This is a genomic window from Rhizobium sp. NXC24 (assembly GCF_002944315.1).
In the GTDB taxonomy this organism is placed as follows: Bacteria; Pseudomonadota; Alphaproteobacteria; order Rhizobiales; family Rhizobiaceae; genus Rhizobium.
On the sequence record NZ_CP024314.1, the window covers coordinates 1,705,163 to 1,727,688 of the forward strand.

A 22,526-nucleotide genomic window follows, 5' to 3' on the forward strand; every position below is an offset into this window, starting at 1 on the left:
TCTGCTTCGATTTGCTATGAAGCTGCATGTCGCAGCCGATCGATCTTAGCCAGTTCCCGGACCTTCCTCCCGAGGTTTTGAAAGCCTTTGCGGACGTGCAGTTCGAGCTGTCGGTCGAGCGTGCCGCACGTCAGCATGAGCAGGCTGTGGTGGCCGAAAAGGACGCGTTCATCGCCGAGCTGAAGGAACTGATCGAGAAGCTTGAGGGACAGGTTCACGACTATCGGCGCACCAAGTTCGGGCCGAAATCGGAAAAGCTCGATCCGGCGCAGATGGAACTGGCGCTGGAAGACCTTGAAACGGCGATTGCCGAAACACAGGCGCGGATCGCCGCCGTCGAGAAAAAGATCGAAGCCAGCGCATCCGATCCGGACAAGGCCGTTCCTCGCAAGGAGCGTAAGGCCCGTGCACTGCCCGAACACCTGCCGCGGGTCGAGAAGGTGATTGAGCCCGACAGTATTGTCTGCCCCTGCGGTTGCGGCAACATGGTCCGGATCGGCGAAGATCGGACGGAACGGCTCGACCGGATTCCGGCGCGCTACGAGGTGATCGTCACGATCCGCCCGAAATACGCCTGCCCCAAGGGTCGAACGGGCGTCGTCCAGGCCAGAGCGCCGGCGTATCTGCTGGAAGGGAGCTGGCCGACGGAAGCCCTTCTGGCTGAGATTGCCGTCTCCAAGCATTCCGAACATATGCCGCTCAACCGGCAGGCCGAAGTCATGGCGCGACACGGGGTGCCGATAGACCGCACGGTCCTTTCCGATTGGATGGGGCGCACGGGCAGCGAAATCGCACCGGTAGTCGACTACATGGCAAAACGGCTGCTGTTTGAAAGCACGCGGCTCTATGTCGACGAGACCACGGCTCCGGTTTTGGATCCGGGGCGAGGCAAGACGAAGACCGGTTATCTCTGGGCTGTGTTGGGTGACGACCGCGGCTGGAACGGTTCTGCGCCGCCGGGCGTGGTGTTCCATTATCGGCCCGGGCGTAAAGGCGAATATGCCGCTGAAATCCTCGACGGGTTCAACGGGACAATCCAGGTGGATGCCTACGGTGGTTACTCTCACCTCGCCACGTCGGACCGTATGGGTGGCGATCCCTTGAAGCTGGCTTTTTGCCGAGTAGGCGGGGTCGTTACCGAGCCCCGCCCCTCACAGATCCGGACGTGCAGATTTCCCGCATCCGGTTCCTCACGGTCCAGTTTCGCTCAGATACGGCTCCATTGATGTACGATCCGGGTCGGCGGCAGGGGAAATCGGTCCAGAACCTGCGCCATCCGGCTCCAGTTCGGCTTTCCGGATCGGCCGCGGCGCGAGAGCCCGCTTTTCCAGATGCGTTCGACCTGATGGTGGTACCACTTCAGACGCCGTCCGTTGCCCGTGATCCCGTAATAGGCGTAGTGGCCTTGCATCATCCGGGCCAGATGTCGGTGCTGGACCGTGAGCGACAGGTGTAGGTGTTTGATGCACCACTCCCTGGCTGCCCGTAAGGCCCGCGCAAACCGATCCTTGGCCGTGATCTGCCGCACCACCGGCTTCCCCTTCCGCGACTGGCCCCAGACATGGGTGAAACCGAGAAAGTTGAAACTGGTGGCGCTTGTTGCAGGGTGCCGCCCGTGCGGGCGCCGGAAACGGAAGTCCACATAGCGCGTCTTGTCGGGATGGAGCCGGAGCCCATACCGCTCAAAACGCTTGCCCAGCACGGCCAGCATGCGCCGGCCGTCCAGGTGATCCTCGAAGCTCATGACGAAGTCGTCAGCGTACCGCACCATCTGGCACCTCCGTTTTAGGCGAGGCTTCGCCACCTCCACGAACCATCTATCCAGCACGTGGTGCAGAAAGATGTTCGCGAGAAGTGGACTGATCACTCCGCCTTGTGGAGTTCCAGCTACCGATCGGCTCAGGATGCCCTGGTCGAGCACCCCTGCGTTCAACCACTTGTCAATCATACGTCTGATGACGCCGTCTCTGATCCTCAGTTCGAGGAAGCTGCGCAGATGCCCGTGGTCGATGCTGTCGAAATACTTCGAGATATCCGCATCAATCACCCAGCGCTGACCAGTCTCCATGATGCCATCGCGCAATGTGCGGATGGCCTCATGCGCCGACCGTTCCGGCCGGAACCCAAACGAGCAGTCCAGAAAGTCCTCCTCGTAGATCGGTTCCAGCAGCATCACGATTGCCCGTTGCGCCACCTTATCCTCGAAGGTTGGGATACCCAGAGGTCGCAGAGACCCATCGACCTTGGGGATGTAGTGGCGTCGCACCGGGGGCGCGCGGTAGCTGCCCGACATCATCCGGGTCCGGAGGCTTTCAAGATTAGCCCCGAGATCCTTCTCATAGTCGGCGGCCGTGCGCCCGTCGATGCCCGCCGCGCCATCCTTGCGCGTCAGAGCCCACGCCTCGAACATCCAGTCGAGGTCAATCAGATGGTGCAAGGATGTGAACACCCTCTCCGGGTGCTTCCTCGCCTGTTCGGCTATCCACTGCCGTTTCGTGTACACGTTTGTAGGGCTCAGGGTCCCCTCCGATGTTTCCTGTCAGTGGTTCTGGTTCCGTGACACCCCCCTTTCCTCGTTCGGGTCCCGCCGGACACGGTTCCCCGCGCTCATTGGTACTATGAGGGTGCTACGACTTCCCGCTCACGCTCACCCATCAGCTTATTGCTTCGCTTTCCGGGTCCCATGCGGCCCTGCATATTCGTGTCCGCCAAGGCGCTCCCTCCGACATGCAGGGCTGTCGCAGGGCCTGGAGTCTTCTACGTCAGCCGGCACCCCCGTTTCCGGCATCGCCTCCGTGGGCGTGAGTGGGATCTCTCAGGTTCCCCGGCGATCCATCCCGTGACTTTGCGATGGCCCAAGACCCCGGACGACCCCACCTGCCTCGCCAATACCGGCAAGTCGGGTGCTGCCCCCGGTCCCAACACTCCGAAGGCGTCATCAAGATCATGATATCGGGGCTTACCCCACCGCTTCATCACCCGCTGTCTACGCTTCACGAATGACGTTGCCGCCATCCATGCAAGACTCGCTTCCGGCTGGCGGGCTGCGCCTTTGGCGGACGGGCGTTGAACCCGCTGAATCGCTGCGAACGGTTTCTGTTCGGCTCTCACCTCCTTTCGTATTCATCCCCCGTTCCGGGGCTTGCCTGACGCAAGTTGGGCGCACGGGCGCAGAAAGCTGATCAAGGCCGCGCCAAAGAGTGGATCGCCCATCGTCGACGAGGCGCTGGTGCGGATCGCCGCGCTCTACAAGATCGAAGGCAGTATCCGGGGCTCAGATCCCGAACATCGCCGTGCAGTTCGACAGGACCTGTCCCTCCCGCTGGTGGACGAATTCTTCACCTGGCTGGCAGCGCAAGCCAAACGCGTCTCACGCAAGTCTGACCTCGGAAAAGCCCTGGCCTATATGCTGACGCGACAGGACGGCTTCCGGCTGTTCCTGGACGACGGCCACGTCGATATCGACTCCAACCTGGTGGAAAACGCGATCCGCCGACCCGCCATGAATCGCCGCAATGCGCTATTCGCGGGCCACGATGAAGGGGGCCGCAACTGGGCCCGGTTTGCCAGCCTGATCGGCACTTGTAAAATGAACAGCGTTGAACCCTACGCCTATCTGTGCGACCTCTTCACCCGCCTCGCAAACGGCCACCTCGCCGAAGACATCGATGCCCTGATGCCGTGGGCCTTTGCCGCCCGCATCAAGGCCTCACAATGAGCTCGTCAGGTACTCTTCGGTGAGCTCATTTGACGGCCCGTAGATCAACCTCAGATCGCTGCAACTGAAAAATCGATGGGGCGCGGACGCTGCATACAGAACATCCGAGTGAGGCAACGGCATTATTCTCTGGGAACACTCTTGGGTGAGGCAATACGAGTCTCACCGTGATTGTCGCCGCGCAAACAGGGTAGCAAGAGGATAGCCGATGGCGATGAGGTCCTCACCAGCCTTGTCGGTGCGCGTCGAAAAACGAGGGGCTTCAGCGGCTCCGGAGCAGCAATCTTAATAAGGGCGAGGTCGTTGTTCGCGTCGACACGCGGGTCGCTGGCATCGCCCTTTCCCCTCACCTCAACCCGCACACATCCTTCAACGACGTGGGCATTCGTGAGCAACCATCCGTCGCTGGTGACCGCAAAGCCAGTGCCATAAGAGGTTGGGCTGTCAGCCAGGCAATTTGACGCGATGCTGGCACACGAAACTAAAACGAAAAGAACGCGAAACAGAACCGACATGCGAAGCTCCCTAAAGTATTGGGACACTAGAACTCAGCGGCACGGTTACGCAACCGGATCTCGTGTGCAAGGTTTGCTGTTCTTGAACGAGTGCTCTATTGTGCTGAGCGAATGGCCCAGAGCATACCCCTCATAGCCGCTAAATTTCCGCGCTGAATAATTTGACGTTCAGAACAGCTCGCCTACTGCCTGATCCAGAAGTCTGCACGCTTCTCGCAACGGATCATCCTTGTCATCATCGCTGAGAAGAGGCTCCAACTGTGTGTAAGCCAACGCCATACTCTGAATCGCATCGTCGACCGACCCGTTGCGAAGATCGGCCACGTTCAGTTGAATTCCTTTCAGAACGTCTGCGGTTGAGTTTTTCTTGACGTCGCCTTCTCTCAGATATTGCTCGCGTTGGCGAATGATTGCTTCCGCCGCCGCTGCTGCCTCCCAAACACTCTCCAGATCGGTATCAGCGCGTTCTTTGATAGGCTCGCCCCATATGAACGTTGATATTTGACGTAGCCAGTGAGGCATTGCACGTTATCTCACAACTGTCGCTAGATAGTACCCGATGCCAATATCGGGGACCACAACCATAAATACAAGAAGATTTACCCAATAGCCATGAGGACAGTGTGATATCAACCGGCGTTGAGATCGGGATTCTTCACCATGAAATTGACACGTCTTCAGCGTTACGAGCGGGTCTGTGGCTTACCGCTTAGTAAGCTCGCGCCGGAATTTGGCATTTCCGGCACGGCACTGGCAGCGGTCTGCAGACAGCATCAGATTCCGTACCCCGGATCTGGCTATTGGACACGTAAATCACTCGGGCTAGCGGCAGAGCTGCCAGTGCTGCCAGAAGCATCCAACGAAACCATTGAAATAATACCTTCGAGCCCGAAGCCACGGCAAAAGAGGTTGCTCGACGATAGCCCTGCCCGTAAGACCAAGGCCGTCAAAAAGGCCCGTCGCATGGAACATCATCCATTGCTCTCTGGTGTCGAAGAGCAATTGCGGAAGACCCGGGATATAAAAGAAGGGGAGTTTCTGCGGCCATATAAGAGAATCCTGCCCGACCTGATATCATCGGAAGCTGGCCTACCTCGTGCGCTCTCGATCGCCAACGATCTTTACCTAGCACTGGACCAAGGGGGATATCGAGTGCACATCGCCCCACCCAGCGATGAACTACATCGCACTCCCGTCAAGGAGCAGGAGGTCGAGCACAAAGATAGAAAATACGGGCGCTATCATACAGGTAGAATCTGGGGACCGGACCGGCCGACGATATTCTACATCGACACCGTGCCGATAGGACTGGCTCTCACCGAAATGACAGAGAGGGTTACGATGCGATACCTTAACGGCGATTACCACCGTGAGGACAGCAGGCTTGTCCAATCAGCCAAGCCCTGGCAGCTGACGCATTCCTGGACAACCGAGCAGGATATACCCTCCGGCCGCTTTCGGGTCATTGCCTACTCTCCAAAGAAGGGCGTCGACTGGACCCTTGGCTGGCAGGAGACGCAGCTGGAGTCGCTTAACAAGATGATCCCAAAAATCATCGAGACTTTGCAATCGTCAAAAAACAATCTGCAACGCCTTATGACAGCCGAAGATCAGGCGGCAGCCAAGCGAAAGAGAGAAAGGGAGGACGAGTGGGAACGTTACGAACGACGCGAGGATGCCCGCAAGGTCGCTCAAGCTCAAACAGACAGTCGACAGCAGCTTGCCGAGATCATCGAGAAAGGGGCAAGGCAATGACAATCGAGCGCTTTTTCGCCGATGCCGAGGAGCGACTGAGAGGCGTTGATGAAGAGCGCCGCCAGCGCGTGGTAGAACGGCTGACGCTTGCACGGGCAATGATGGAAAGCGTGGATCCTCTGGATTTCATCGAAAATTGGCTGGCCCCCGACGAAAGATATCGTTCCAAATTCAGCTAGCCCGCTGTGCGACTAGGAGACCCACCATCCCGGCCTGCGGCGCCAATCAACCTAAATGGGGATTTCTAAGTCTCTTCAAAACGTATCGGTTGCATGATAGCCACCTGCCGATATTCTCCCTCCTATTGTTGAGGGACTGTCATGGATACTTTGGCGACTGGAAACACGCTTCGCGATCAGCTTTTGGCAGATCGGAAGAACCTTCTCGATCTCGGCACGCGAAACCGACTGATCCATTTACCGCTCCGCTCCAAAAACAACAGGATCGTGGAGATCGTCGACGAAAAATCGGTCGAGGTTTGCAGGATGTTGTCCGAAGGGCGCGGCATGACGTTCTTGCCTGGCGTCAAGCTTACAGAAGAAGAAAAGAAAGAACTTGGCCTCGATGGCGACGACATGGTTGGAGGTATCCCGCAGCCGGATGACCAAGACCTCGACGAAAAGGGCATCGCGCGCCGACACACGGATAGCCGCCTCCAAACTAGACTGACATCAGAGGGGCTGCAGAAGCGGCTCTTCGACATTTGGTACGATAGCCGCACGCTGGAAGAGGAACAGGGTGTCAACATTCTCTATTTGGCTATCGGGCTTTTGCGTTGGTTCGAAGATGACAAGTCGGATGTCGAGCGAAACGCTCCGCTAATTCTGCTGCCAGTCAAGCTCGAACGAACATCCGCGTCTGAGCGCTTTACGCTCAAGGGGCGTGGCGAAGCGCCGTCAACCAACCTTTCTTTGCAAGAGAAACTCAACGGGGAATTTGGCATCAAGCTTCCTGACCTTCCCGACGATGATGATCTGAATGTCGAGAAGTATCTGCAGGTTGTCTCCGAGGCCGTCTCAGCAAAATCACGTTGGAACGTGATGGCCGACGCGATAGTGCTAGGTTTCTTTTCCTTCTCGAAGTTCCTGATGTATCGAGACCTTGATCCTGAGAATTGGCCGAGTGGCGACAAGCTCGATGAGCATCCGGTTGTTGCCGGTCTGTTGCGCGACGGCTTTCCTTACCGCGATTCTATTGTTCCGGAAACTGGTCGTATTGATGAGGAGATTACACCCGAGCGCATATCGCATGTCGTCGACGCAGATTCTTCCCAATCCATCGTCATCGAGGAAGCCACACGTGGCCATCATCTGGTCGTTAAAGGACCTCCAGGTACAGGCAAAAGCCAGACAATTACCAATATCATCGCTTCAGCTGCCGCAGAAGGAAAGCGCGTACTGTTTGTGGCGGAGAAAATGGCCGCTCTTGAGGTCGTGCACCGGCGTCTTCGCGACTCCGGTCTCGGCGCTCTCACTTTTGAACTGCATTCGAACAAAGCGAACAAAAAAGGCGTACTGGAAGAGCTGAGAAAAACTAAGGAACTAGTTACTCGGCAGCCGAAGTCCGACGTCACCGTGATTGAGCGGCTGAAGGACATCCAGGCGACTTTGAACGGCCACGCCGACCTGATGCATATTCGGCAGGATCCGAGCGGCCTGACTCCGTTTGCCCTCATCGGCCACCTTATGCGAACGCGAGATCATGGGATCGAAGGCTTCAATCTCAAGGACCCGCATACCTGGACGCCCGCTGATTTTCTGAAGCGAGTAGATTGTTGTGACGAGCTTGCCGATCGTCTCAGAACGACCGGAGCACCGCCTGATCACCCCTGGTACGGCGTGCAGCGCGACGCGCTAATGCCTGAGGACATCGACCGACTGTCGAAGGATGTTGGGGCTTTGCACGATGAACTCGGGGCTCTAATGGAAGCCTGCGAAACCACCCGTGCAATTCTCGAACTCAGATCCCCCAGCACCTTGGATGATATCGGTTTGCTGATGAAGATCAGCGAGGCGGCTGTCACCTTCCCTGGCGATAGATCGAAAATGATTGATGCCAACTGGGATGATCCCGCAGCGGTTGCGGAACTCGTCAACGAGGGGCAAAAACTGCGTGAGATAGTTGGCAAGATCGATGCCACTTTCTCGGAAGCCGCATGGGACGCGAACCCCGCGGAGACGCGATCTGCAATTGCTGCACACGGAGCCTCCCTATTCCGCTTCCTGAACGGAGGCTATCGGAGCCAGCTTTCCGTTCTTCGATCGTATATGAAGGCCGATCTACCCAAAGGGCAGAAAGCCCGGTTGGACGCCATTGATCTCCTCATGGCTGGACAGAAGCGGCGGAAGGCCATCGTTGCGCATAGCGAGCTTGGAAAATCAGTCTTTGGAAACGACTGGAAAGGCGAAGCGTCAGATTGGTCCAAGCTTTCACGGATCGTTTCGTGGGACATGCAATACCGCCCGGTGCTGGACGCCGAAGCCAGAACCAGGATTGCCAAGGTTTCCGATATTGCTGCTCTCAAAAACAGCCTGCTTGCTCTCGACGTTCACTATCGTGAAGTGGTTCGGCAGTGGGGAGAATTGGTCCAATTTATCGATCTCAACGAGCTTCATGCGATTGGGAGCAATGAGCTGGCGAAAGCGCCACTCGAAACAATCCGTGCAAAGGTCGACGCCTGGCACGCGAACGTCGAAAGCATTACGAAGTGGATTTCCTTCGTCGATAGATGCCACCACGCCTCGTCCCTGGGTCTGCAGGAAATAGTCGTTGCAACGACGGCGGGCCGCCTTGATGCTGCGTCGCTTAGGCCATCCATGGAACGTGCCTACTACCAGGCAATTCGCAACGCCTTTTTCGAAAAGATGCCCGAACTCAAGCGGTTCGACGGCGATCTGCACAGTCGTACGGTCGGAAAGTTTCGAGAGCTGGAGGCCGCACGAGTTAGCCTGACACGCGAAAAGATCGTGACCAGACATGCTGAAGAATTGCCACGTGGGAACGCCGGAATCGGGCCATTGGGAGTGCTGAACGCGGAACTGGCGAAGAAGAAAAATCATCTGCCCATCCGTATGCTTTTGGAACGCGCAGGACCGGCGATCCAGCAGATCAAACCGATTTTCATGATGAGCCCACTTTCGGTGGCTCAGTTCCTGAAGCCGGGCGCGGTGGCTTTCGATCTTCTGGTCATCGACGAGGCTTCACAGGTCGAGCCCGTCGACGCACTGGGCGCCATCGCGCGTGCCAAGCAGGTCGTGATCGTTGGCGACGAGCGTCAGCTTCCCCCTACCCGCTTCTTCGCCAAACTGACTACCGACATTAATGAGGCTGATGAGGACGCGGAGGATGTCACGCTACGAGCTCGCGACGCGGAATCCATTCTCGATCTCTGCCTCGCCAAGGGCATGCCCGACCGAATGTTGCGGTGGCACTATCGAAGCAAGCACCAATCCCTCATCGCGGTTTCCAACCGAGAATTCTACGACAACCGCCTGTTTATTGTCCCTAGCCCCTACGATGCGATCGCAGGCATGGGCCTGCGGTTCAACTATCTGCCGAATGCCCATTACGACCGGGGTAACACTCGGACGAACCCGATCGAGGCACGGACGGTTGCCGAAGCAGTCATTGCCCACGCTAGATCGAATCCGGGCCAATCGCTTGGCGTTGCAACGTTCAGCGTTGCTCAGCGGCAAGCCGTTTTGAAAGAGCTTGAACTCTTGCGACGACAGAATCCTGACGTCGAAGATTTCTTCAACAAAGTCTCGACTGAACCGTTCTTTGTGAAGAACCTGGAGAACATTCAGGGTGACGAGCGGGACGTGATTTTCATCTCGGTTGGCTATGGCCGGACCCAGCAAGGCTACATGTCCATGAGCTTTGGTCCGCTGAATAGCGATGGTGGTGAGCGGCGTCTTAACGTTTTGATCTCCCGGGCTAAATTGCGCTGCGAGGTATTCTCTTCGATTATCGGCGATGACATCGATCTTGAGCGCGTAAGGAGCCGGGGCGTCGTAGCGTTCAAACTCTTCCTGACCTTCGCTCAAACCGGAAAGTTTGGGATCGCCGAAGCGACGGGCAATGACGCGGACTCTGTATTCGAAGAGCAGGTTGGCGATCGGCTCCGGAGCTTGGGCTACGATGTCAAAAACCAGATCGGATCGGCGGGCTTTTTCGTGGATCTCGCGATTTCCGACGCTGAAAAGCCAGGCCGGTTCGTGCTCGGCATAGAGTGCGATGGCTATCAATACCATTCGTCGCGATCTGCAAGAGATCGCGATCGGTTGAGGCAGAATGTTCTCGAAAGCCATGGATGGATCATCCATAGGATCTGGTCGACAGATTGGTATCTGCGTCCGCAAGACGAGCTCAACAAAGTCGTTGCTGCAATCGAGTCGGCGAAGGGTGAATGGCGTGCCCGCGATGAAGATCTTGCCCGACCAAAGCAAGCAGTTCCCCTCCACTTCACCGCCGAGGAGCGGGAAGATGTCGACGTGGTAACGGCACATGCCGCGCCCGAACGGAAACAAATCTCTATACCTTACGAAGAAGCCAAAATCGCCGTTCGAAGGGACTGCGAGCCTCACGAGGTCAGTGTCGGCGAAATGGCCCGCTACGTTACCTCCGTGGTTGTTGCTGAATGTCCGATCCATAACAGCGAAGTCGTTGTCCGCATCCGTTCTGCATGGGGCCTGGCACGAGCCGGAAATCGTATACGGGACGCAGTCGAAGCTGGTCTGTCCGCAGCGGTACGATCCGGCTCAATCGTTGGGCATGATGGTTTCTACACGGTGGCGAACAAGGAAATCCTGATTCGAGACCGTTCCGACGCTTCCCTAAGTGTGCGTCGTCCGGAAGCGCTACCTCCTACTGAGATCGCGGCAGCGGCCATTGCCGTTTTGAAGGAAAATTTCGGGGCATCCAAGGATCAACTCGTCCTGCTAGGGTGTTCGGCTTCCTATCGACCAGCTCTCAACTGAGGTCAGTTTTAGAATTAGCTATCGATGGCGCTGTTGCTGCAGGCCAGATCGTTGAGAAGGATGGAATGCTCGTCGCACATTGAGGGCCACTGCCTAGTCAAGGGCAGCAGAGAATACAGTGTCGAAAATTGTGGTCTCCGTGTTTGTGGCCCTCACATTTTTTCGACTCCTTAGACAGTTCGATATATTTGAAACACACGAGGGGCGACAATTGAGTAGACGAAGCAGCTGGATATTCGCTCTGATCGGAGCGTTTGCCTGCTCGGAGGTATGCAACGCGGCGGATATTACACGCACACCGAGCGCTGGCGGTCTCGACATCATCCAGCTTCGCGGTGTCATGAACAGCGGCGACGAGGACGTATTCCGCAAGATTGCTGCAGAATCACAGAAGGCACTCATTGCCCTCGACAGCCAAGGCGGTTCCGTCAAAACAGGTATCGAGATCGGAAAGGCAATCCGACTTCGGGGCTTCGCAACCGTGGTCGCCTCTAACGCGCTTTGCGCCTCTGCCTGTGCGCTTACGTGGCTGGCGGGATCACCACGTTTCCTAGAGCCCAGCTCTAAACTCGGCTTTCACGCTGCATTTCGGCTGGTAGACGGTAAGGCTAGCGAGAGCGGGGTCGGAAATGCCCTCGTAGGAGCCTATCTCAACCAGATGGGGCTGTCGGAAAATGCCGTTGTTTACGTGACCTCCGCCCCGCCCGAAGGCATCGAGTGGCTTACGGCCGCAAAAGCAAAGGAAACGGGCATCGATTTTGAGATGCCGAGGTCTGATGCGCCCTCGTCCCCTCCCGGTGCAGTCGAGTTGCCAAACGATCCGCTGGCAGCCGTCGTCGGCTTTTACGGTGCGCTTGCCGTCGCGGACGGCGAGACCGCAGCTGCGTTTGTCATCCCCGACAAGCGCGGCAAAGGCCCCTTTAGTGAGGCGAATATTCATGCTTTCTATTCAGCGATGGCACGACCATTGACCGTGACTTCGACTACCCGCCTTTCAACGAGCGACGTAAGAGTCGGCTATGAGTATAAGACGAATGCGGGACGAAACTGCCAGGGGCGTGCCGATGTCCAGACCGTATATCAATTCGGCAGAACGCTGATTTCACATATCAAAGCTTTAGACGGCTGCTGATCCGGTTCGAATACGATACATGTGGTTTTACGACGATGTTGCCAGCATACTGGGGCATCCCAATCTAGCAACACCCAAAATCGAGCAAGCCACATCCTGTAATTGTCTATTGCCATGTTGAGCAACGGCCAGCAACAACTTGCAGCAGCCGAATAAATAAGGTTGTAACAGAATAATTTTCTCTAGCCCATGACGTGTAAGTGAGCTACAAATAGGCCCTTAGGGCATTCAATACGCAATTTAGTCTTTTGACTTGAAAGTACTTGGCTTTTGAGGAAGGAAATGTGCGTGCAAAAATTGCTCAGTCTACCACGCAAGCCAAGCGCAGCGCCTAAGATGGCCGCAACAGCCGGTTCGATTCTCTTACTGCCGTCTCCTATTGATGCTGCCCGAGCCGACAACGTGATTGATCGCGCCATATCCAATGCGCAGCCCTGCCAATCCCTGAAGTTCAATCCGGGCATCACCAAAACTGAAGTCGACAAGTTCGAGTCCATGGATGTGAAAGCAGCCCCGATAGCTATTCAAGGAAATGCAGCGACGATGAGCTTGGATGCCTCCTAGGCCAGCGAGACGTCAGACGCGGCGCCCGCGTGTCAGCCAGGATGCATTTTGAGGCGCAAGTCGACTTGGAAAGTTGCGCGCTGACGAACGATGACGCGCAGCTTTTGCGGACAGGCGGCAATCGGTTTTGTTTTGACGGCGGCAGGCATAATCAGTTCAACTTTGAGGCACTTAAGTTAAAGGGTACGCATCCGAGTTGGGCCGCATTGTGCAGTGAGTGAGAGTGTGGATGCTCTGTCTATATAGACGGCAATATAGACGGTGCTTCACACATGGACTTGAGGAATGATCTCACCGGGCATTTCAGCCGGATGGAGATTGTCGATAGCGGGCGTCGCCGGCGTTTCACGGATGAAGCGAAGCTGGCGATCGTGGCTGAGAGTTATAACGGCCCGCGACAGGTGACGGCCACGGCGCAGCGTCATGGGATCACGCGCTGGCAGTTGAATGCCTGGCGCAGGGCCGCGCGGGAAGGACGGCTTGTCCCCCGCTCGGCGAACGGATTTGTTCCAGCGATCGTTGTTACCGAGCCTAATGTTGCGAATACGCCACCTGCGGCGACTGTCGCTGTGCCGCCTTCTGTCACCGCGCCCGGTCGCATGGAGGTGGTGAGTGCGAACGGCCGGCGTGTGATCGTCGGTCGGGATGTCGACGTGGACGTCCTGCTGCGGCTCATTTGTGGTCTGGAGACGTTGCGATGAACCCGTTTCCGATGGGAACGGGGGTCAAGGTGTGGCTGGCGACGGGACATACAGACATGCGGTGCGGCTTTCCTTCGCTGGCCCTTCGGGTGCAGGAGGTGTTGAAACATGACCCTCTGGGCGGTCATCTGTTCTGCTTCAGGGGTCGACGAGGTGATCTGGTAAAATTAATTTGGCATGACGGCCAAGGCGCCTGCCTGTTCACGAAAAAATTGGAGCGCGGGCGGTTTATCTGGCCCAATGTTGAAGGCGGCGCCGTCGCGATCTCGGCCGCACAGCTTTCTTATTTGCTGTCGGGAATTGACTGGCGGGCGCCGCAGGAAACCTGGCGTCCGACACGGGTTTGAGCGCCTTCTTCATTGAATTTGTTCAGGAAATATGCTCTAAAATTTGCATGTCATTGCCACCGCTTTCCCTTCCGGACGATCTTGCCAGCGCCCACGCCGCGCTGCTGGCGGAACGCGAGGCGCGGTTGCAGGCGGAGGCCGAAGCGACCAAAGCCAAGGCAGAGCTTTCCAGCATCGAGGCGCTCAACGCCCATCTGCAATTGCTGATCGCCAAGTTGGAACGCGACAAACACGGTCCGAGCCGGGAGCGCACCCAGCGGCTGATCGACCAGATGGAATTGCAGCTCGAAGAGCTGGTCGCCGACGCGACCGAGGACGAGCTTGCGTCCGAAGCGGCCTCTGCCAAAAGCCAGACCGTTCGGGCCTTCACTCGCAAGCGGCCGGTGCGCAAACCCTGGCCGGACAATATCGAGCGGGAACGTGTCGTCATCGAAGCTCCTGGCGCCTGCATCCATTGCGGTAGCGAACGGCTGTCGAAGCTGGGCGAGGATACTACCGAGACGCTGGAGGAGATCCCACGCCGCTTCAAGGTGGTCGAGACCGTCCGGGATAAGTTTACTTGCCGGGAGTGCGGCTGCATCAGCCAGGCGCCGGCGCCGTTCCATGCCACACCGCGCGGCTTTCTCGGCCCCAACCTTCTCGCCACTATAGTCTTCGACAAATTCTCCGAGCATCAGCCGCTCAACCGCCAGAGCCGGCGTTTCCGCAGCGAGGGAATTGATCTGTCCACCCAGACGCTTGCCGACCAGGTTGGCTACGTCAGCGCCGCCGTCAAGCCGCTCTTCGATCTCATCGAGACGCACGTGTTTGCGGCCGAGCGATTGCATGGCGACGACACCACTATCCCGATTCTCGCCAAAGGGCAGTGCATCACCGGCCGGATCTGGACCTACGTTTGCGACGATAGGCCCTTTGGGGGACAGTCGCCACCGGCCGCCGTCTTCTACGCCTCCAGCGACCGGCGTGGCGAACATCCACAACGACATCTGGCCGAGTTCAAAGGCATTCTGCAAGCTGACTGCTATAATGGCTTCAATCCGCTCTTTGATCGTACGAAGAAACAAATACCGGTGACGCCGGCTTTCTGTTTTGCCCACGCGCGCCGGAAGTTCTTCGAGCTGGCCGACGTCTCTCGCAGTGCGCGCCGCGGTAAAGGCGCACGGCCTGTCTCGGCGACGGCGTTGGAAGCGGTTAAACGCATCGACGCGTTGTTTGCCATCGAGCGCGATATCAACGGCACAAGCGCCGAGGAGCGGCTTGCCGTGCGCCAGGAAAAGAGCAAGCCGCTGCTCATCGAGTTGGAGGCCTGGTTGCGCCAGGAACAGGAGGGCCTCTCACGCTCCTCACCGGTCATCGAACCGATCAACTACATGCTGTCGCGCTGGGTCGATTTTGCCAGATACGCCGATGACGGCAGGATTTGCATGACGAATAACGCGGCGGAAAGAGCCCTGCGCGGCGTGGCTTGCGGCAGAAAAAATTGGAGCTTCGCCGGTTCCGATCGCGGCGCCGACCGGGCCGCCATCATGCTGACCCTGATTACGACGGCTCGCCTCAACGACATCGATCCAAAGGTCTGGCTTGCCGACGTGCTGGCCCGCATCGCCGAGCTTCCCGTCTCCCGCCTGCATGAGCTCTTGCCTTGGGAGTGGAAGGTGATCAAGGCGATGGAAATCCCGGCTGCCGCGTAAACAGTTTCCGAAACAGCTCTTCCGACCGGCGCAGACCCTCGTCCGTCAGCACCAGTGACTTCGACTTGTTCACCGGATCGCCGATCAGGCCTTTCTGATACAAGCGATCAGTCGTCGCCCACTCAAACCCCTTCCAGGCGCAACGCTCGTTGTGAAGCGTCAGCCATAGCAACGCCAGCACCGTGTCGTCAATTTTGTCCTCGTCGATCTCCATTCCGCAAGCTTACCACGCGCGACCCCAAAGATCCCTGCGGCCTACCTCGGATGGATACGTTAAAGGGAGCTTTTCTGTCATGCAAAGACGCAAGGCGACTTTTTTCGGCCTTATGAGAAACGACCCCTGCCAAAGCGCACTAGGTTTCACGCCGCATATAGCGGGATCGGGCGTCTCATATAATCTGGCCTTCGCAGAGTTCGACGACCAGGGAGAAGCCTATGACAACGCGCAGACCGCAGCGGTTCAAGCGGAATTGGATCGGCTTCTTTCTGCGGAGCAGGACGCGATTATTGCAGTTTTCACTCATGGCTGGCGACACGATGCCGATCCAAAGGACGACAACCTTAAGCACGTCAAGGAGCTTCTCGTTAAAATTGCCTTGCGTGAATCATCTGAAGCGAAGCCCCGCCCAGTCTATGGAATCTTTGTGTGTTGGCGCGGCCTAAGCTTCTACGGCAACACACCGGTAGAATACACCACATTCTGGGGCCGACAGGGTGCCGCTCGCAGAATATCGAACGGTTCGGTTCGCGAGCTATTCGGACGATTGCGCCGCTATCGCCATAAACGGCTTAAGGGCGATGGCGGCGCGCCGATGCTAGTCATCGCCGGGCACAGCTTTGGCGGCCTTATCGTCTACTCTGCACTTGAACAATCACTTATCGAGGCTGCGTCCGCCGAAGCCGGACACATTATTCCCAGTTTCGCTGATCTTGTTCTGCTGATCAATCCGGCGTTCGAAGCGTCGCGCTATCTGCCCGTAGATCGCCTGTCGAAGCTGTTGGACAATCGGACCAACATCCAATTGCCGGTGTTCGTTTGTGCGTGCGCGAACAACGATTTGGCAACGAAATACGCATTCCTTGCGGGCAACTTCATCTCGGCGTTTAAACAGAGCACACGAGGTGATTTGCAGCGTAGGATTCTCAATAGAACCGTTGGCCATGTCGATGACTTCACCACCCACCTCATAAGCACTGCAAACGATAGCTTCTTTCTACAGTTGAAACACGCCAGCGGGGTTGCTCCTCTGCGCCAAGCAAATCCCTTCTGGGTAGTCCGTGCAGAAAAGGGCGTCATCAATGGACACAGCGGGATATGGCTTAAACCATTCCGGGATTTCCTTGAAGCGCTTCTCTGGGCTAAGGCCAAAACGACGACGGGGGGCGAAGATATAAGCAAACGAGAGGCTGCTCTTGGTGGCGTTCAACATTTAGGAGAGCTGCTTTGATCTCCGTTGTCCATATCCGCATTGAACGGTTCTTGACAACCGGCAGCCAAGACGCGCCTTGCGCATCGCCCTCGTCACCATACAAGAATACAACGTGACCTCGTCAACGAAAATTCCGCCTGGTTATCAATACAAAACAATATCCTCAATTCTAAATAAAGACGAGCGAAATTCATGACGAATCCGACGGCATTTCTAATATTGACGACAATACTTCTGTCGTCATGCGCAACAAAGCTTCAACAAGTCAATGCAATACCATCTTCTCGCGTCGGAGAGGCGATATCCGAAGTAAAGCGTGAGCTGAGTACATACGACGCTAAAATAGCATTGTACAAGGCTCACCCTGAGACGGATACCGATTTTCAGAACGCAAAGAAGGCCGGGTTCAGATGCGGGAGAGGCTTGATCCAATTCGAAATAACTTCTGTCGCTTTATCACTGACAACGACAAATGACGAGACAGCCGGGGCATCTATAGGATTCTCCGTTCCTGTTTTGCCTGGGTCGGCGGAGTTCTCTGGCGGCGCCTCGCAAACGATTGAGGATACGCAAGAACTTAACATTGCCGTCTACCCAAGCCCGGTGAAATCCAATTTTGCGTACACGCCAACCAATGGCTCAAAATCGCCGCTCACCGATGAGTTGCTGAATGTTCGTAAAGGCTTCTTGGACGCGGCAACAAAGCCGGGTGCTTGCTATTATGATTACGACTACAAGGACAAGAATGGGGACAAGGGCAATACGTATAAGTGGGGTCTTACATTCACTTCTTCTGGCAATGCTGGCGTTTCGCTCAAGCTCGCACCTGTGACCGCAGGTGTAAGCGGTGAGGCCAAATCCGTCACCGGAAACACTCTTATCGCAACCTTCAAACAGGTAGAAGTTCCCGGGGGCGGCGGCGAAGTTGGCAAGGCAGCGCCGGGGCCAAGAGAAGCGCCGCCGCCCCCGGGGAATTAACTCCTTTACAGAGCGGCAATTACCGGGAGCTGCAGCATCGAAATCGGTCGAAGGAAGCCCGAAATGTTTAACAAAGCGACTTTTGCGATTGCGATTCTCTTTATGGGGCTTGAGTCGGCAGTCTCGCATGATCTTGCAAATTTGGGTCCCCCTCCGCCGCCGGATAGCCTCCTCAATAGCTTGCTTCCTAAACTGGCGACCGCCACCTTATCAGCTCAGAACCGGACGGCCGTACAGTCGATAGTCGAACATGCCGACGTTTGGACAAAACCCGTTCCTACTGTTTGTTTTGGTCCGTCAAAAACGGCAACTGAGCGATCCGACTTGGTTCGCCACATCATAGCCGTTGCAAGTGAATGGACCACAAACAATAGCGGCGTCGTGCTCGATTTTGGGCACCCTTCTTTTCGACTTTGCAGCGCCTCGGCATCTGCAGACATCAGAATCGACGTAAGTGATGGAGGCAGCCACGCAAAGTTTTTCTCCCAGGTCGGAAGGGCATCGCACGCAAACATCCCCGATGACGGTTACTTTTCCATGGAGCTTCAGTTTCCGACACAGGCCGCACCCGATTGGTACGAATACTATTCCAGTGAAAAAGTCTTTCGATTCTACGTCTTACATGAATTCGGCCATGCCCTGGGACTACAGCATGAGCACCAGCGGAAACACTGCGATTACGACTTCGACTACATCGCCAAGCACTTCAACTTTAAGAGCGCAAAAGACGCCGAGGAACAGATGAAGCAAATTTTCTTTGTTTCCGATGATTCCTATACCAACAACAGCATTGACAGCAGCACGCCTTACGATCCTTTGTCGATCATGAAGTATAATATGTCCGACAAGGAATCTCCCGATCACGACGACCCAAAGGTTTATAAAGACGGGTCCAACAGTCCTTGCTACAAATCGTTTTGGATAAGCGACATTTCACAACTTGATTTTGAGGGCGTTCGAAAAGTGTACGGTCGCTCACGCGAAATCAACGCGGCAATCATGTCGAGCTTAGGCAAGTCGAACTCCAATGAGGCATTATCTGCGCCCGCAATCAAAGCACTAGGCCTTTTGCCTTTCAGTATTAGTGCACCGGAACCTGAGTCCGACTATTCGATAAAATTGAAGAACGCTGTCGATGCAGTGCGCGCCGATCCGAAAGCGTTCTCCGTTCTCAATTCGGCATTGGAGAGTGTTGCAAAATAGCAAGACCCGGAGGGCTCCTTCGCAATCCCGGCTCAAGTGCCTAGTTTTCTCTGGACGCGGTTTAACAGTTTAACACGTTTGGATCTTTCTCAGCCGCGCAAGCGAGAGCACCGTCCGAGATTCTCGTGGCCGAGTTCGCGTGCCTGTTGATACGGAGGAGGCCGCGCCGAAAAAAGCTCCAATCAAGCGACTGAACCCTGAACACGGCGAAACGCCTCATCCTGCTCAAGCGCCGCGCTGCGTCTGTCTCCGAGGTCAATCAACGCGTCGAGGAGCTTCAGCAATCCCCGTGCGCGATTAACTTCAAGGGGATAATTTGCTTCAGCCAAACCTTGGATTATGGCTGCAAGCCGCGCGGGCAATGACGTTCCTACCCAACTTCCTTTTGCGTATTCGATTGACTCCAATGCTGCGGTAGCCTGTTCAATGAAGGCCTCGATCGGGTAAGACGCCGCAGCACGCTCGCACAGGCTCAAAAAGTTTTGCATGACGTATGTTGACCATCCGGTCGCTTTAACGAGCTTCGTCACGAGAGGCATAATAACTGCGATACCGCTCCAATCGCCATTCACAAACCGCGCAGCTCCAGGACATTCAGCGTCGACATTCACAAACAGAAGCGCCTTAATGAGGTTCGGCATATCGTAGCCGTAGATTTCACCCGCGCGATAACCGTTCGGCGCAAATGCTCTGTCGTCGATGACCCGTTGCGCACAATCGCCGAGAACTGGCAGTGCATTCGCGGGGATTTCTTTGGCATCGAGGACATGGCGGGTCACGATGCTTTCCGCGAATTTCGCAAGTACGCGCAATGCCTCCTCGTCGTTCGAGCAGAACGGCTTGACGAAATTGTCGCGAACCCATTGCAGATCAAAAAAAGGCAAGGCGCGGGCAAGCATTGTCCCCAAGGTGCGATCCCATTCGAAAAGAGTGGTATCTTTGCCTTGGCGCGTCTTTCTATCGTCCCAAGATGGCATCAAGCGCTCGGCGGTCCAGCGCACGACATCGAGAAGAAGCGACTGGATTCTCGGGCGGTAAACATCTGACCGGCACCACTCTTCAACCGGAAAGTGCGCGAAGAGCTTGGCGGCGTATTGACCATTGAAAGAACGCTCAGGGTCTGTCCAATAGCCCTCCACGCGTCCGCTCTGTTTGGATGCCTTCACCCACGCAGGTGGCAGAGGCTCAAAACCCTCCTCGGTTTCGACATCGAGGGCATGCAATGCCTTCATCAGAGCTGCTTCGCGTGCATTTCGATTTACCATGTCGTCGCGCTCGAAGGTCTTTGCATTCCTGATCGGATCGATGTGGTGCGTGAGATCGAACGCGAAATGCGCCGCAACCCACTTCACATGCGGGTCCGGGTCCGCAAAGAGGGCTTGGAAAGCCATGTTTTGCACATCCTCGTTCGGATGACTGGCAAGCTGAATCAGGCTTGCGGAGGAGCCTGAACGGGGCGCGACGCTCTTGCGATCATGGAACAGCGCGGAAATGAGAGGGAAAGAAGGATGCCACGGAATTTCCGATCCATAGAAATCGCTGGGTTCCGGCATTTTCAGAACGCGTTCCATCACGCTCCACGCCCATGCCCGATCGGGAGAATCGCCCTCGCCAAATCGGATAACGCACGCGGCGATCGCGGAGACGCCGCTCTGGATTGCATGGGGCCCGACATCGGCGCGCTCATCGAACAGGTCGTCGCGATCGTGCTTTTTGGCGTAGGATACGGCGTTTGCCAACGTCCATCCCTCGGTAGGCTTACCCTCGTTCAGGGATTCGAATGCCCAATTGAGCACCCACTGCTGGTTCAACGATTCCGTGGCCTTAGCGGCTCGTTCCTGTGTCGCCTCGGGCGGCGGCTTCGGCGGTTCATAGCCGATGGCGATTTGATCGCCTTCCGTTTCATACCGCCGATAATTCTCGATATTGCCGAGACCGGACCAGAGCTCCGCTTTCTCCTTCAAATCCTTCGTTCGTTCGGGGTGTTCCCGTTCTTCTTCCACGATATACGGAAGGTTTTCGGGAAACGCCTCAAGCGCCGTCTTGAAACGATCCCGCAAGCTTGTGTCACTGTTGATGGCAAAGCGCATCGCGAGCTCGCGCACATCGTGTTTGCGGTATTCTCGGCTCTCGAGAAATGCTTTCGCCTCTGCCTTCTCGCCTTTCAATTGTGTGAGGAACCCGAGCCCGAATAGGTCGATGTCCTTCTGTGGCTCTTGGATACAGCGCGCAAGATCATGTTCCCAGAGACGCTGGCATGTGATGATTGGGAGCGTGGTCTCCGAGACCTCGAACGTCTCGATGGCGAGGCGCAAGCAAAGTCCCAGGGATGCATAACACTCGCTGCCTTCGAGGATTTGCTTGATCACGTCGCTCGTGGAGCGTCCTTCCTCGATCTCCTTGAACGCCCAGTAAGCGAGCGAAAGATAGGCGCACTGAAGCAGCTCGGAGCCCAACATTCCAAGGCCCCAGCCGAAGACGTGCCAATCTCCCCAGAACTGCTGCCGACCCCACGGAAACTCCAGCACGACGGGGATCGGCGTGCCGCGCTCGCGACGGCGAAATTTATGGATTTGACGCCAGCCGGTGGTCGCATGGTTTGTAAGCTTGGTGATGAGGCGAAGTCCGACGCTGGGTCTTTTCGCAAGCAGGCTGGCGAAAGGCTCGTGCAGCGCTGACGGCGGGTGGAAGTAGCTATTGTGGGCTTCTAGGCCGATATCGTCCAATCTGAAATCGGAATAGCTTGTCGGAAAGTGCGGTGGGGACGACAGCGCCACCTTTTGATGACGCGTGCGTTTCGCCTCCGGGATCGCCGCGATCTTTTGACGCCATTCAGTTTGTTCCGCTTCTTCGCGACGGCGGCGGTCGTATGCAGCCTGCGGCAACTCTTGTATGAGTTTTGCTTCGCTAACCTTTTCAACTGCCTCCGGTGCCACTTCTGCCATAATCGGCGTGAAGCCCATCAGATCGTCGAATGCTGACCGCAGTATCTGTTTGTTGCCAGCAGCTCGTTCAAAAAGAGTAACCGCAAATTCAGGATAACCACGGGCCGAGCGGAGAATGAGGCCTCGCAACCCAGTCGCAAGGCTGTTCTGCGCTTCGCTGCCGAGTACGTCCCATTTTCCGCGTGCTCGCGAATAACCCTCGGCGTATATTTCGCCTTCGAGATCGATCAGCCACGCACCGCATGTGGCCAGAATATCCTTCGAGCGCTTGTTCTTGAAATCTGCGAGAACGTTCTGCCACACACTGAAGACTTCGAGCGCCTGCGGAACAAGACGGGCCGGTAGTGTCTGCTGACGTGCGATGATCCAGTCAATCAGGCGTCCCCAGGCCACTCCGTCGGAAGGCCATCCGAGAAGGTCGGCCATCCGAACCGGGTCCATACCGGCGATCTTAGTGGCCTTTTGCATGATGATAGGACTTGGCACGGTATGCTGCGCCTGAAACCATACCAGTAATTTTTCGCATTGCGCAAAGTCTTTTGCCTCGACGCGTTGCGTGAATTCGTCG

The 22,526-nt window shown here is 56.5% G+C and carries 15 protein-coding genes and 3 pseudogenes; 13 read left to right on the plus strand and 5 right to left on the minus strand.

The genetic code is table 11. The features are described 5' to 3' along the window. Positions 1-26: 26 nt before the first annotated feature. A pseudogene (locus NXC24_RS32070) lies at positions 27-1,118 on the plus strand (IS66 family transposase); the annotation flags it as partial. An 89-nt stretch (positions 1,119-1,207) separates the two neighbouring features. Here the strand turns inward: NXC24_RS32070 and ltrA are convergent. Beyond that, positions 1,208-2,437, minus strand: a complete 1,230-nt coding sequence (gene ltrA, locus NXC24_RS32075; RefSeq protein WP_245464102.1) for a group II intron reverse transcriptase/maturase — start codon at positions 2,435-2,437, stop codon at positions 1,208-1,210. Positions 2,438-3,157: 720 nt separating this feature from the next. On the opposite strand from ltrA, the pseudogene NXC24_RS32080 reads away from it, so the two are divergent. Continuing rightward, a pseudogene (locus NXC24_RS32080) lies at positions 3,158-3,718 on the plus strand (transposase); the annotation flags it as partial. A gap of 186 nt (positions 3,719-3,904) precedes the next feature. On the opposite strand, the pseudogene NXC24_RS32085 reads toward NXC24_RS32080, so the two are convergent. Together NXC24_RS32085 and NXC24_RS32090 are read right to left on the minus strand one after the other, a co-directional pair. Next, a pseudogene (locus NXC24_RS32085) lies at positions 3,905-4,233 on the minus strand (serine protease); the annotation flags it as partial. Between the two features lie 168 nt (positions 4,234-4,401). Beyond that, positions 4,402-4,755: a hypothetical protein gene (locus NXC24_RS32090; RefSeq protein ID WP_104827322.1), complete on the minus strand. Its 354-nt coding sequence runs from the start codon at positions 4,753-4,755 to the stop codon at positions 4,402-4,404. A 138-nt stretch (positions 4,756-4,893) separates the two neighbouring features. Here NXC24_RS32090 and NXC24_RS32095 point away from each other — a divergent pair, with 138 nt between their 5' ends. The 8 genes from NXC24_RS32095 to NXC24_RS32125 all read left to right on the plus strand — a co-directional run bounded on the left by NXC24_RS32095 (position 4,894) and on the right by NXC24_RS32125 (position 15,402). Next, positions 4,894-5,988 carry a hypothetical protein gene (locus tag NXC24_RS32095; protein ID WP_245464103.1) on the plus strand — a complete coding sequence of 365 codons (1,095 nt, stop codon included), beginning with the start codon at positions 4,894-4,896 and terminating at the stop codon, positions 5,986-5,988. Beyond that, positions 5,985-6,167 (plus strand): hypothetical protein, encoded by a 183-nt coding sequence (locus NXC24_RS36055; RefSeq protein ID WP_245464104.1) that lies wholly within the window; start codon positions 5,985-5,987, stop codon positions 6,165-6,167. Before NXC24_RS32095 ends, NXC24_RS36055 begins: the two co-directional genes overlap by 4 nt. Positions 6,168-6,308: 141 nt before the next feature. Further along, complete coding sequence (locus tag NXC24_RS32100) at positions 6,309-10,967, plus strand: DUF3320 domain-containing protein (protein WP_245464105.1); 4,659 nt, start codon at positions 6,309-6,311, stop codon at positions 10,965-10,967. Positions 10,968-11,085: 118 nt separating this feature from the next. Next, positions 11,086-12,099 (plus strand): hypothetical protein, encoded by a 1,014-nt coding sequence (locus NXC24_RS32105; RefSeq protein ID WP_245464106.1) that lies wholly within the window; start codon positions 11,086-11,088, stop codon positions 12,097-12,099. A gap of 288 nt (positions 12,100-12,387) precedes the next feature. After that, on the plus strand, positions 12,388-12,663 hold the full coding sequence (locus tag NXC24_RS32110) for a hypothetical protein (protein WP_158704600.1): 276 nt from the start codon (positions 12,388-12,390) through the stop codon (positions 12,661-12,663). Between the two features lie 272 nt (positions 12,664-12,935). Next, positions 12,936-13,364, plus strand: coding sequence for a transposase (locus NXC24_RS32115; RefSeq protein WP_104822824.1), 429 nt, complete (start codon positions 12,936-12,938; stop codon positions 13,362-13,364). Next, positions 13,361-13,711, plus strand: a complete 351-nt coding sequence (gene tnpB / locus NXC24_RS32120; RefSeq protein WP_104822825.1) for an IS66 family insertion sequence element accessory protein TnpB — start codon at positions 13,361-13,363, stop codon at positions 13,709-13,711. Before NXC24_RS32115 ends, tnpB begins: the two co-directional genes overlap by 4 nt. A 47-nt stretch (positions 13,712-13,758) precedes the next feature. After that, positions 13,759-15,402, plus strand: coding sequence for an IS66 family transposase (locus NXC24_RS32125; RefSeq protein ID WP_104822826.1), 1,644 nt, complete (start codon positions 13,759-13,761; stop codon positions 15,400-15,402). Here NXC24_RS32125 and NXC24_RS32130 read toward each other — a convergent pair. Then, positions 15,371-15,616 carry a DUF6429 family protein gene (locus NXC24_RS32130; protein WP_104822827.1) on the minus strand — a complete coding sequence of 82 codons (246 nt, stop codon included), beginning with the start codon at positions 15,614-15,616 and terminating at the stop codon, positions 15,371-15,373. The genes NXC24_RS32125 and NXC24_RS32130 overlap by 32 nt on opposite strands. A 79-nt stretch (positions 15,617-15,695) precedes the next feature. Here NXC24_RS32130 and NXC24_RS32135 point away from each other — a divergent pair, with 79 nt between their 5' ends. The 3 genes from NXC24_RS32135 (at position 15,696) to NXC24_RS32145 (ending at position 19,013) form a co-directional block, all read left to right on the plus strand. Next, positions 15,696-16,850, plus strand: coding sequence for a hypothetical protein (locus NXC24_RS32135; RefSeq protein WP_104827324.1), 1,155 nt, complete (start codon positions 15,696-15,698; stop codon positions 16,848-16,850). 405 nt (positions 16,851-17,255) lie between these two features. Further along, on the plus strand, positions 17,256-17,810 hold the full coding sequence (locus NXC24_RS32140; protein WP_158704601.1) for a hypothetical protein: 555 nt from the start codon (positions 17,256-17,258) through the stop codon (positions 17,808-17,810). 63 nt (positions 17,811-17,873) lie between these two features. Then, positions 17,874-19,013, plus strand: a complete 1,140-nt coding sequence (locus NXC24_RS32145; RefSeq protein ID WP_104827326.1) for a M12 family metallopeptidase — start codon at positions 17,874-17,876, stop codon at positions 19,011-19,013. A 182-nt stretch (positions 19,014-19,195) separates the two neighbouring features. Here NXC24_RS32145 and NXC24_RS35625 read toward each other — a convergent pair whose 3' ends face one another. Beyond that, positions 19,196-22,384 (minus strand): hypothetical protein, encoded by a 3,189-nt coding sequence (locus NXC24_RS35625; RefSeq protein ID WP_199773629.1) that lies wholly within the window; start codon positions 22,382-22,384, stop codon positions 19,196-19,198. Positions 22,385-22,526 lie beyond the last annotated feature (142 nt).

What these genes read in the sequence shown, in the direction of transcription:
- NXC24_RS32090 (WP_104827322.1), bottom strand. Translation starts at nt 4,755, where the DNA reads ATGCCTCACTGGCTACGTCAAATATCAACGTTCATATGGGGCGAGCCT.
- NXC24_RS32095 (WP_245464103.1), top strand. Translation starts at nt 4,894, where the DNA reads ATGAAATTGACACGTCTTCAGCGTTACGAGCGGGTCTGTGGCTTACCG.
- NXC24_RS36055 (WP_245464104.1), top strand. Translation starts at nt 5,985, where the DNA reads ATGACAATCGAGCGCTTTTTCGCCGATGCCGAGGAGCGACTGAGAGGC.
- NXC24_RS32100 (WP_245464105.1), top strand. Translation starts at nt 6,309, where the DNA reads ATGGATACTTTGGCGACTGGAAACACGCTTCGCGATCAGCTTTTGGCA.
- NXC24_RS32115 (WP_104822824.1), top strand. Translation starts at nt 12,936, where the DNA reads ATGGACTTGAGGAATGATCTCACCGGGCATTTCAGCCGGATGGAGATT.
- tnpB (WP_104822825.1), top strand. Translation starts at nt 13,361, where the DNA reads ATGAACCCGTTTCCGATGGGAACGGGGGTCAAGGTGTGGCTGGCGACG.
- NXC24_RS32125 (WP_104822826.1), top strand. Translation starts at nt 13,759, where the DNA reads ATGTCATTGCCACCGCTTTCCCTTCCGGACGATCTTGCCAGCGCCCAC.
- NXC24_RS32130 (WP_104822827.1), bottom strand. Translation starts at nt 15,616, where the DNA reads ATGGAGATCGACGAGGACAAAATTGACGACACGGTGCTGGCGTTGCTA.
- NXC24_RS32135 (WP_104827324.1), top strand. Translation starts at nt 15,696, where the DNA reads ATGCAAAGACGCAAGGCGACTTTTTTCGGCCTTATGAGAAACGACCCC.
- NXC24_RS32145 (WP_104827326.1), top strand. Translation starts at nt 17,874, where the DNA reads ATGTTTAACAAAGCGACTTTTGCGATTGCGATTCTCTTTATGGGGCTT.
- NXC24_RS35625 (WP_199773629.1), bottom strand. Translation starts at nt 22,384, where the DNA reads ATGGCCGACCTTCTCGGATGGCCTTCCGACGGAGTGGCCTGGGGACGC.